12 protein-coding genes are annotated in these 11686 nt (G+C 32.7%); 2 read left to right on the top strand and 10 right to left on the bottom strand.

Annotated features, from left to right (window positions below):
- Positions 1–7: 7 nt before the first annotated feature.
- Positions 8–415, top strand: coding sequence for a hypothetical protein (locus ACRBBL_RS07475; RefSeq protein WP_431368405.1), 408 nt, complete (start codon positions 8–10; stop codon positions 413–415).
- Positions 416–419: 4 nt separating this feature from the next.
- Here ACRBBL_RS07475 and ACRBBL_RS07470 read toward each other — a convergent pair whose 3' ends face one another.
- The 3 genes from ACRBBL_RS07470 to ACRBBL_RS07460 all read right to left on the bottom strand — a co-directional run bounded on the left by ACRBBL_RS07470 (position 420) and on the right by ACRBBL_RS07460 (position 3350).
- On the bottom strand, positions 420–1322 hold the full coding sequence (locus ACRBBL_RS07470) for an ATP-grasp domain-containing protein (RefSeq protein WP_431368404.1): 903 nt from the start codon (positions 1320–1322) through the stop codon (positions 420–422).
- A gap of 44 nt (positions 1323–1366) precedes the next feature.
- A complete protein-coding gene (locus ACRBBL_RS07465) occupies positions 1367–2089 on the bottom strand; it encodes a hypothetical protein (protein ID WP_431368403.1) in 723 nt (240 codons plus the stop codon).
- 79 nt (positions 2090–2168) lie between these two features.
- On the bottom strand, positions 2169–3350 hold the full coding sequence (locus ACRBBL_RS07460) for a cytochrome-c peroxidase (RefSeq protein WP_431368402.1): 1182 nt from the start codon (positions 3348–3350) through the stop codon (positions 2169–2171).
- 349 nt (positions 3351–3699) lie between these two features.
- Here ACRBBL_RS07460 and ACRBBL_RS07455 point away from each other — a divergent pair, with 349 nt between their 5' ends.
- Positions 3700–3915: a hypothetical protein gene (locus tag ACRBBL_RS07455; protein WP_431368401.1), complete on the top strand. Its 216-nt coding sequence runs from the start codon at positions 3700–3702 to the stop codon at positions 3913–3915.
- A 110-nt stretch (positions 3916–4025) separates the two neighbouring features.
- Here ACRBBL_RS07455 and ACRBBL_RS07450 read toward each other — a convergent pair whose 3' ends face one another.
- The 7 genes from ACRBBL_RS07450 to ACRBBL_RS07420 form a co-directional block, all read right to left on the bottom strand.
- Positions 4026–4514, bottom strand: coding sequence for a hypothetical protein (locus tag ACRBBL_RS07450; protein ID WP_431368400.1), 489 nt, complete (start codon positions 4512–4514; stop codon positions 4026–4028).
- A 208-nt stretch (positions 4515–4722) separates the two neighbouring features.
- Positions 4723–5460, bottom strand: coding sequence for a hypothetical protein (locus ACRBBL_RS07445; RefSeq protein ID WP_431368399.1), 738 nt, complete (start codon positions 5458–5460; stop codon positions 4723–4725).
- 256 nt (positions 5461–5716) lie between these two features.
- Positions 5717–6883, bottom strand: coding sequence for a helix-turn-helix domain-containing protein (locus ACRBBL_RS07440; protein ID WP_431368398.1), 1167 nt, complete (start codon positions 6881–6883; stop codon positions 5717–5719).
- Between the two features lie 85 nt (positions 6884–6968).
- On the bottom strand, positions 6969–7787 hold the full coding sequence (locus ACRBBL_RS07435) for a hypothetical protein (protein WP_431368397.1): 819 nt from the start codon (positions 7785–7787) through the stop codon (positions 6969–6971).
- Between the two features lie 23 nt (positions 7788–7810).
- Positions 7811–8614, bottom strand: coding sequence for a DUF1853 family protein (locus tag ACRBBL_RS07430; RefSeq protein WP_431368396.1), 804 nt, complete (start codon positions 8612–8614; stop codon positions 7811–7813).
- 126 nt (positions 8615–8740) lie between these two features.
- Positions 8741–9016, bottom strand: a complete 276-nt coding sequence (locus ACRBBL_RS07425) for a hypothetical protein (protein WP_431368395.1) — start codon at positions 9014–9016, stop codon at positions 8741–8743.
- A gap of 192 nt (positions 9017–9208) precedes the next feature.
- A complete protein-coding gene (locus tag ACRBBL_RS07420; protein ID WP_431368394.1) occupies positions 9209–11620 on the bottom strand; it encodes an alpha-ketoacid dehydrogenase subunit alpha/beta in 2412 nt (803 codons plus the stop codon).
- Positions 11621–11686: the final 66 nt, after the last annotated feature.

Genomic DNA, 11686 nt, shown 5'->3' with positions numbered 1-11686 from the left:
TTGTTTCATGAAAACTATAAAAAGAGCAACAGTATTATTTTTATTTATTATTTTTAATTACAATTGTACAACAATGACATCTACTTGTTTTAACACAAATACATATTTAGAGTTAGCTTCTTTAATTGATAAAAGCGGACATACGCAAATGCTTCATGAGCGTTTGGTTGCTGATATGAATGAGAAAGCTAAAGAAATTTCTTTTGAAAACTTTTTATTAGAATTGGTTATATATGATACTAGTTCAAATATTATTATCATTGATACTAAAAACAATATCCCAACATATTTTTGCAAAATTAAAGATGATGGATTATACTTTTCAGCTTATGAATCGCGTATTGATACTGAGCAAGATATCCAACATCGAAAAGATAACTGGTGTGAACTCGTTTCTAAAATTTTAAAGGAATAATATTTTATTTTTTTAGTAAGGTTCCAATTGCGTTTGCCAATTGCGTTGCCGCATCTTTATTGAAACGAAACCATAATTCAGGTTCAATTAGTTCCAATTCAGAAATAGCTAACTTGTTTTCATTATCCCAAATAATATCTACACGTGCATACATTGGCATTTCTATACAAGCTCGTATTGCTTTTTCTGCAAATTCAATTTCAGTTGGTGATGGTGTGTATTCGTGTAAGCTTCCGCCGAAATCATCTTGCACTCTAAAATCCCCTTTTTTAGCTTTCTTTAAAATTGAATGTGTATATGTTCCGTTGATGATTACTAGAGAAACTTCTCCTTTGCTTACAATTTGATTCATAAAAGGTTGCAACATCATCGCTTCTTCTGCAATTAAGCTTTTATGCACAGTTTCGTGTTCACTAATAGTTGTTGAATTTAATTTATACGTATGTCTTCCAGCACCAGAAACACAGGGTTTTAAAACAGTTTCTTCCCAAGATAATTCTTGATGAATTTCTGCCAGCGAACGCGTATCACCTTTTTCAATAAAATACGTTGGAACTGTAGCAACACCATTATTTGCTAAATCTTGTAAATAGTGTTTGTCTATATTCCAATGAATCATCTTTGCAGAATTCAATAGGATTGTTTCTTGACTTACTTTTGTTAACCATTTTGAAAATTCGTCAAAACGATCAAAATAATCCCAAGTAGTTCTAAAGAGTGCATATTTTGTAGTATTCCAATCAAAATTAACATCATCCCAAGCAAGTCTTTTTACTTGTAAACCTGCTGCTTCAAGCGCATCTTGTACCAATTGATCTTCAAGTAATACATTGTTTATGTATTCGTTACGTTCTACAGGATTTGTGTAGCGATTGTCTGTTAAAATAACTACGTCAATTGGTTTCATAGTGTGAATGTTAAATAAAAAAGATGCTTTCTAAGTTCGTAATTTTACTGTAAATATTTTTTAACTTTTGATAATGGTTCAATAGATACATAAAGATTTCCTTCAAATTCACCACCACCAGATAATACTCCGATTACTAAGCCTTTTGAATCTATTACTGGAGCTCCGCTAAAACCATTTGCAGAAAAATTTGTAGCTGATTTTAATATGAGTAGCCCAGATTCATACGAATCCATTGTTGCGGAGTATGAACGTTGATGACAATCAAAATCTATATATTCACAACCTATAATCTCAAATCGTTCACCTCTTTTGGCTCTTGTAAACCTTGGTGTTAGCGCTAGAATATTGTTTGATTGTTCAAGTTTACATTCTTGTAAAATAATATCTACATCAGATATTTTTTCATTTACTAGTTTTGAACCTATAATTGTATCTTTTGAGAGTTTATCGCCTCTAGGAAAAGCTTTCCAATAGATTAGAGATGAATTAAACGCATCAGTTTTAATTTCAGGGTCGATGCCCATTGCGTCACCAATTAAATGTTTTGCAGTACATAAAAATGTATCGTTTTTGGCTTTAACTAGAAATGAACTTGCTCCAGAACTATACGCTTCATTGAATTTGTATTCATTTGTCAATAAAATTTGAACAGAGTCAATATAATTCTCTGTTTTCCAGTTTGTCAGTTCACTTTCTTTGTGCTTAGAATTACAACTAAACAGAAGAAAAGCCAATAATAGGATAGTGCTTAAATTTTTAATCATGCGCAAAGATAAAAAGCCTGCTTTATAAAAAAACAGACTTTTTAAAATATATTCGAGGCTAAAATCTAATAAATTAATTTTATTCTATAAACGGATCTGAAAACTTTGAGTCACTTACTACAGTTTCATCTGTTAAAGTCCTTAAAAAGGCTACTAAGGCATCTTTTTCAGCTTGTGATAAGTTCATACGTCTTGGTCCGTTTTGATCGCGCAATCTATTATCTAACGCAGGACCATTTTGAATCCCTGAATTGTAAAATTCAACAACTTCTTCTAAACTTCCTAAACTGCCATCATGCATAAATTGTGCAGAGGTTGCTATATTTTTCAATGATGGAGATTTGAATATGATAGTTTCTCCAGCATCTAATCCATTACTTCTTGAGTTATCGTTTAGTGCAAATGTTGGCAATTCATGACAAGTTGCACAATTGATATTTCCTTGATTTGTGGTAAAAATTTGTTTTCCTAAATTTTCTTCGGCTGTAAAACCTGGAAAGTTAGCTCCAACGCCATCGCCAGGCGCATTTGGGTTGTACACTTGAGCAAATGCCTGATCAAATCTACTATCAGTAGAAACCATACAACGAATGTATTGTGCTAATGCGCGCTGAATTCTATCTACAGTAATGTTTCCGTCGCCAAAAGCCAATTCAAACAAAGCTGGATAATATGCTATCGTATTCATTTTGGTAATCAATGCATCCAAACCACCATTGCTATCATCAAAGCCCATTTCTACGCTGTTGATAATTGGTTCTGTTGTTTGCGCTTCTAAGGTAGGAGCGCGTTTGTCCCAAAAGAAGGATTCACCTTCATAAAAACGAGCATTCAACAATCGCATTGAGTGTGCACCTGTAACACTTACACCATCAAAACCTGTACTGAATTGATCGTTATCTGTAAACGCAATTCCTTGTTGGTGACAGCTTGCGCATGAAACTGCATCGTTGATACTTAATTGTTTATCAAAAAATAAAACGCGTCCTAAAATCGCACCTGTATCCGTTGCTTGATTGTTGGCAGGTTCGTTGTTATCGCCAACAGAATTTATATAATGAATTGGATAATCGGGATTACTGTAATTAGGTAAATCATCAAAATTGATTGAAAAAAAGTCAGACATGTCAATTCCATTCACAGTATTATCAGTCGGAATTGTCGGTGTGTCTGAATTCTCGTCAGGAATTTCTGTGTATACATCTTCATCTGAAGCACAAGAGAACAATAAAATCGAAAATAGAAATACATACTTTTTCATAAGGTATCGGTGTTTAAAATTCATAAAGTAGTATTTCTTCATACGATAAATTGATTGTGGTTTTAATATAGGATGCTATTTTGACTAAAAACTTGCGCAATGGTTTAATATTTTTTTAAGAAAAGTGAAATATCGCTCAAGAAACCCTGTAAATAGCTTCAATTAAATGTGTTATGGTTTGGTTGAATAATACGGTTTGCTACTATTTTTTTAGATTAAATGAGCTTTGTAGTTCGTTTTTCTTCCTTTTTTACGAATATGAATTTAACAGATACGCATTTACATTTACTCTTTTAATTTTCATTTTAAATAGCTCTCTTTAGATCGTATTAATTTAAAATCATTTATTATGAAAAAAAGAAATCATAAAAAATTAGACCTTAGTAAAAAATCTATTTCTAGTCTAAATTTTAAAGCACTAACAGATTTTAATGGGCAAAAAGGAGGTACAGGTTCCGATCCGTTATCATCTGTATTTTGCATTTTCACTTCTATAGGATGGAGTTGTTATGATAGAAATTCTTTAGGAGGAACCTGTCAAACTTGTGATACTGGAGAAAAGTAATGCGCAATTAATTTTGTAAATTAGAATTATAAAAATCGCCTAAAGAGGAATTTTAGGCGATTTCGTTGCTAAGTATAATTTTTATGACATGATTGCTTTAATGTGTTGACTTATAGTTTTGTATACGTGTATTGGTTGCGAACAAACTTTCTCGATGTATCTTTAAATTCTACTTCCTTTTTCATAGAAAGTTGTGTGTCGTTGAAGAAATATGTAATGTAGATTGTTGCATCTTTATTATCGTCTTTTCCTTCGTACATGGTTTCAATTTCCGTACTTCCATCAGTTGATTTTTGAACGCGAATTATTTTTTCATTACCTAAATAGGTTCCATCTTTTCGGAGTTTGATGCTGTTTTTACTGTTTGCACTTTTTTCTGTAGTGTAATTTGTTTTAAAAATGAGGTTGTTATTCTTAACTTGAATTTTAAGTGTTGTTGGTAAAGTAACTTTTTTACTATCACTATAGTTTGCATACATAATTTCGCCTGTCCAATCAGTATTATGTAAGCTTTCAAAGTCAGAAATGTTTACTTTTTGTTGCGCTTGTGCGAATGATAAAATTGCGATTGAAATGAAGAATGTGATAATTGTTTTCATGAGTTTAAATTTTATATCGTTTTTGTTTGATACAAATTTGCAATATGAAACGCTGGTACGCGACTTAAAGCGTGTGGAGAAGACTTATTGTACGATTTGAGACTTGTTAGATTCGCTGCGAACGCTCTTAGATTGTTAGATTTGCTTACGCTCTTAGATCTTTAGACAGAAAACTTAGCGTGTATTGATACATTTTAACAGGGAAACTTTATTCATAAACATATATTTGAGTAAATGAAACTTCATTAGTACTTTCGTCATAATTATGCTCTTTAATTACTCTATTGAATGTATCGTATTCATAGGTTATTTTTTGGGACAATTCTCCGATTTGATTAAAGCGAAGAAATTCAACTTTGTTTCCATGCCTATCATATATATAATAATTATTCCAACCAGTTTCATTAGATTTTGTAAAACTAACTTTTTGATTAAACGCATTGTATTTATAGTATATTGTGAAAAACTCACGACCGTTTAGTGTATTTATGGTACTGATTAAATTGTTGTGTATATCATACGAATTATATGCAGCCAAACCATTACTGCGCTTCTCTTTAATTAGATTATCAGCTTCATCATACCAATATTCTGCTGTAAATGTAATTTCACCATCAGAGGTTGTCGTCTTTTTTTTAAGTCGATTTAATTCGTCGTAGCTATATTTTGTCGTTTTTGAATCCTTGTGTTCAACAATTAAAATAGAATCATTCTTATATTTTTTTGTATACATCAATGTTACTTCATTGTTTCTGTAAAATTTACCAACGGTTTCTTTTCCTAAACCATTGTATTCATAATAGGCTTCAAGTGTTTTAATAGGAGTACTTCCTTCCGTATTATCGAGTTCATATACATATAGTTTCTTTGCTTTTTTTTGAGATTGTGCAGTTATTGGAAGTAGAAATAAACTTAGTAGAAAGGCAATATATATATGTGAATTCATTCAGATGATTTTTATATTCTAAAGCTATAAGATTTTTTTTGAATAGAAAGGTTACTATGAAATTTTTAACACGATAGATTGAAAACATGTATATAGTCTCAAAAGGTAACTCAAAAAATTACTTTTTATGATTTGAGACGTTGTTTTTAGACACGCTTTACTTCGATAAGCTCAGTGCAAGCGCTTTTAGATTGTTGGATTATTAGACTTGCTGCGCTCTTAGAGTTTTAGTAAAGTAAATTGACAGACTAAAACATCAACCCGCCAAGGATTGTAAATACTGCGTAGGAGAGAAGTTGGTTAGTTTTTTGAAGACTCTGTTGAAGGTTGCTTTACTATTAAAACCGCATTCGTAGGCAATTCCCAGTAAAGAAAGTTGTTTGTGTTTGCCTTCTTTTAGCATTCCTTTGAACGCGTTGACACGATAGGAATTGACAAAATCATTGAAATTCATTTGAAACCCACTATTGATAATCTCAGAAAGTTGTCCGCGTGTTAGATTGGCTTGTTTTGCCAATTCAGATAAGTTTAAATCTGGATTCAAGTACGGTCTCTCACGTTCCATAAGTTCTGCGATTGCTTCAATAGCTGTACTTGCAATTTCTTTTTTAGCTTCTTTAGTAGTTTCAGGAATGGAAATTTGTTTTGGCGAAAAACTAAAGTCTAATTTGTTCAACTTTGTAGTATCAGTAAAATAGCCTTTCAACCCTATATAAATAGCGCAAATTGCCAAAGACAAATTCAGCCACCAACGCTCATTATATCCTAAATCTATAATGGTTCCGACAATATTTTGTATAGAATCATATAGAAATAAGAATGTGAAAACAATGAGGAAGTTACGAATCCAATTCAGCTCAAGTTTAAAAACATTAGAGAAATATTGCTTTATTTTTTGACGGTAATTATAGTATAATTGAATGGTAAATGCTAAATAGAGTAGCATTACAGAAAAACCAATTATTAGTAAAACAGGTTTCATGATAGCTTGATCGAGTTCAATTTTTAAAATACCATTTTGCGTTTCGTTGAATCCCGATTGCATGGCGTCATAGGTGAAAATGGTCAATCGATACACAACAAAACTGATTGGAATAGCAAAATGCCACCAATGATTTTTCTGAAACTTAAAGTTAGATTTCGTGATCGATTTTACATAGAAATAAATTAAAGGAGCAATTGCAGTTTCTGCAGGAATCAAAAAGTAATTGATTTTGGTATTCCGAAACGTGTCGTACCAACCCATAAAACCAACGGTGTAGCAGGTTTGTTGATAAGAAACAATGAGTAATAAAATTGCTAAAATGGCATCGGAAGTATTCTTCTTTTCAACATAACGTTTGCAAAATAAACTCATTAAAATCAATCCTTGAATTACAAGAACCAATAATGGTGTACTATGAATGTTGAAACTTGGGAACATTTACGGAGTAACTTTTGTTGAATTCAAAGCTACTAAACTTTTTCAGTTTTTAAGAGATGAAATTGGCTCAGAATACGATTTGAGACTATGTTTTAAAGTCAGATATATTCAATCCGTCTTTTTTTATTTTATCCAAATCTAATATTCTATCAAAAGGAATTAGGTTTTTAGTTTCCAATTTGCTTTTAAATGTATCAGCATATGAGTGCGCAAAACTTTCTTTTTCTGAAGTAGGCAAACGATGATAATCATTCCATCGTTTCTCCCAAGCATCATCTTCTTCATCAGTTTTTTCGGGCTTTATAACAAGGTCTAAATAATGAACATAATGTCCAAATTCGTGAGGTAGCGTTCTATAAAGTTGTGTTGCTCTTATATTTTCAATGGTATATTCGGCTTCAAAGTAACGTTTTCCCATTACTATTTTATGTCCATCTTCTTTAAGCCTTTCCAGTTCTTTTTGCCCTCCAACACTTAATTTCTTAGGCCACTTAAAACTGCCTTCTAAATTAACTGCTTCAATTATTATAGCGGGAAGATAGTCGTTTTCAAATTCATAAGAGTATATTAATCTACCCCAAACTGCTTTTAAATTTTCTTCTTTCCTTGTTGGTTGCCTTAAAATAATTAGTTCTAAATCTCCGTAATGGTCTTTTGGAATCTGCGCTAGTATAGTTTCTAAATCATCAATCGTACACGCATGAAATGAATTCTCTCTAGTTTTTTCTACGACAAACTTAAATGTATGATTGTTTATAGTTCTTTTAACTACATTATATTCTTCCAATCTTTCGTAGAAGCTTTTCATTTCTTGGGCATGATAAGGGACAACTAATTTGTTATTTTGTCCAAAACCTTGTTTGGCAGTTCCTATGTTTCTATTTCTTCGTGTAGAATTTCTCATTTAGTCTAATTTAGCATAACATTTTAACATGACCACCAAACAATAAAAAATTCTTCAAATGAATCATCATGTTTTTGCCAACATAAAAGCGATCGTTTTGCGGACATGCTTTCGGTAATAGATTCTTTTACACCTTTAAAATTTGTCCATACTTCATTCTCAGAAGGAACAATTCCCCATTCTTTTTTGGTAGGAATATAATACGCTTTCGCGGAATTGTCTAAACTTACGAACGTATCAAAGTTTACATAATACCCTTTGATTGCCTTTTGATAGGTTTCACTAAATTTTTCTTTGTATTGATATGGAATGAACAAATTCGCCAATACACACAACTTTTGAGAAACCTTGTTAATTTCTATTGAAGGCAATTGCGCTTTGCTAGCTTGATGATAGAGTAGTGGAAACTGCTTTTGTTGTAGTTTTTCTAATTTTTCATGCAGCGCATCTTTTCGATTTGGACCAGTCCAATTATGTGTAGCTTCAGATGAAATTGTCGGATCAAACAAATAGAATTTATAAGCTAGTTCTAAATGAATAAGTTCTTTTGAATCAATGTGTTGAATGATAAAGTCAATTTCGCCAATGGTATTTTTGTTTTGTATGATTTGAACATTTTCATACAGCATTTTGTAGTTCTCCGATGCTTTAATGAGTTCAGATACTATTTTTTCTACCAAATGCCCTAATCGACGATTGGTTGGCAATTGAAATTCTGGAAGTATTGAAAGTTGTAATGCAGAAAGATCAAACATCGAAACATTCGTAAGTTCAACATCTAATGGTGTTGCGTTTACGATAGATTGTATTCGTGATTTTGTGTTCATTAATATAAATTCAAATATAGAGTTTATATAGTAATGATGTATTCAAAATTGGTTACTTTCTGAAAAGACATTTTATTATTTTTAAGCATAAAAAAAACGAACCGAAGTTCGTTTTTAAAATAGTGTTTAGATTTTTATGTCACAATCTATATCTTGTGTTATAAAACAAGAAGGATGATTACTTGGTGGGCCGCACCAAAACCTTGTTCCGCAATCATTTGTTACACAATCTGCCGTTAATGGAATACATGTATCTACAGTTGGACAAGCTCCATGACCTCCAAGACCGCAAGTTTGTGCTTGAGTTGGTGGCGGTGGTGGAACAACTCCTCCTTTTTTGTTGTCAAGATTTGAAATAGATCTTTTATTTAATTGAAGACCGTTTAATTTTCTTTTTTTCATGATTTGATAATTTTGTTATTTGTTTAAAAGTACAAAAAAGCTTTCTTTTAAAATAAAGAAATAGTTTACAATTCATGAATTGTAAGTAGTGTTTATGTTACGGTATAATCATACTAATCATATAATTAGATATAAAAAAAACGCCAAACAAAATGATGTTTGGCGTTTGTATATTTTAAGGTATTGTATTTCTTAGTACAACTTCGGGAAATCAGTTGGATTTGCTTCATGCATCATAGCGTATACTTTTTCAAATACATCTTCCGCAGAAGGCTTAGAGAAGTAATCTCCATCAGTTCCATACGCTGGTCTGTGTGCTTTTGCAGATAATGTTTGCGGTTTGCTGTCTAAATACTGATATCCGTTTTGTTCGTCTACAATATGTTGTAAGATAAAAGCAGAAGCACCACCAGGAACATCTTCGTCTACAACTAACAAACGATTTGTTTTTTGTACACTCTTTACTGAATCGTGATTGATATCGAAAGGTATTAATGATTGACAATCAATGATTTCAATATCGATACCAACAGCTTGTAATTCTTTTGCTGCTTGTTCTATGATACGTAGCGTAGAACCATACGAAACAACAGTCATGTCGCTTCCTTCTTTGATAGTTTCTACAACTCCTATTTGTGTTTTAAATTCTCCTAAATTCGTTGGTAATTGCTCTTTTAAACGATATCCGTTCAAACATTCTACAACTAAAGCTGGTTCATCACTTTCTAATAAAGTATTGTAAAAACCTGCTGCTTTAGTCATGTTTCTAGGTACTAATACATGAATTCCTTTGATAGCGTTTATAATTGCTCCCATTGGCGAACCTGAATGCCAAATTCCTTCCAAACGATGTCCACGCGTACGAATAATGACAGGCGCTTTTTGAGTTCCTTTGGTTCTGTATAATACAGTAGCCAAATCGTCACTCATAATTTGTAATGCATATAAAAGGTAATCTAAGTATTGAATTTCTGCAATTGGACGCAATCCACGCATAGCCATTCCAATTCCTTGTCCAAGTATGGTAGCTTCGCGAATTCCAGTATCGGAAACACGTAATTTCCCGTATTTCTCTTGCATTCCTTCCAACCCTTGATTTACATCTCCAATTTCTCCAGCATCTTCTCCAAAGATTAATACTTCAGGATATTTTGAAAATAGTGCATCAAAGTTATCTCTCAATACAATACGTGCATCAACTTCTTCTGGAGTATCTGCATATACAGGAGCATTTGGTTCAATTTTAAGAACACTTTTTGCAGATTCACTATATAAGTGTGAACTGTATTTTGGTTGAATTTTTCCAAAGTAAGCAGTAATCCAATTGCTTAATGCTTGTTTTTCAGCAGAAGTTTCACCAATTACCAAACGCAACGCTTTACGTGCAAACCCAGCAATTTCTTTACGAATAGGTTCTACTATGACTGCCAAATCTTCTTTGAGTTTGTTGATGAATACTTTGTTAGGACTCGTTTTTGCTAAGTTATCAAGTAAACTTACAACTTCTGCTTGTTCCTGCTTCATTGGCGCTACAAACGCTTTCCATGCTGCTTTTTTACCTTCACGCACTTGCCTTTTGATATCTTTTTCAAGGGCAGTTAAATTTTCATCAGTTTCAATACCATTTTCAATCATCCACTGACGCATTTGCGCATTACAATCGTATTCAACTTCCCAAGCCAAACGCTCTTTACTTTTGTAACGTTCATGCGAACCAGAAGTAGAATGTCCTTGTGGTTGCGTTACTTGTTGCACGTGAATTAACACAGGAACATGTTGTTCGCGTGCAATATCAGATGCTTTTTGGTAGGTTGCTATTAATGATGGATAATCCCAACCATTAACTCTAAAAATTTCATATCCGTTTTCGTTTTCGTTACGTTGAAAACCTTTTAAGATTTCAGAAATATTTTCTTTGGTTGTTTGATGTTTTGCATGTACTGAAATTCCGTATTCATCATCCCAAACACTCATTACCATAGGAACTTGTAATACACCAGCAGCATTGATAGTTTCAAAGAATAATCCTTCACTTGTACTAGCATTTCCGATAGTTCCCCAAGCGATTTCGTTTCCGTTCTTTGAGAATTTTTCTGCATCAATTCCTTCTACATGTCTATATATTTTTGATGCTTGTGCCAATCCTAATAAACGCGGCATTTGCCCCGCAGTAGGAGAGATGTCTGCACTAGAATTTTTTTGTTGTGTTAAGTTTTTCCACTCACCGTTTTTGTCTAAACTGTGTGTTGCAAAGTGTCCGCCCATTTGTCTTCCAGCAGACATTGGTTCTACTTCAATATCTGTATGTGCATACAAACCAGCGAAAAACTGTTGAATGTTTAGCTCACCAATTGCCATCATAAAGGTTTGATCGCGGTAATAACCAGATCTAAAATCACCGTTTTGAAATGCTTTGGCTAGGGCTAATTGAGGTACTTCTTTTCCGTCTCCGAAAATACCAAACTTGGCTTTTCCTGTCAACACTTCTCTACGACCTAGAAGGCTACATTCTCTACTAACAACCGCGGTTGTATAGTCTTGCATGATTTCCTCTTTGAATTGATCGAATGAAATGTCTTGTGTGTTTTCAACTTTTGCTTGCATAGTTTTCTCGGATTGAAGTCCTGCAAATTTAATAAAAAATGAGCAATTTTGCAATAGTTGAAAGTG

It is taken from the genome of Kordia sp. (assembly GCF_050633145.1).
Taxonomy (GTDB): domain Bacteria; phylum Bacteroidota; class Bacteroidia; order Flavobacteriales; family Flavobacteriaceae; genus Kordia.
Note: the sequence above shows the minus strand (reverse complement) of the source record. Positions and strands in the feature narration are given on the sequence as shown.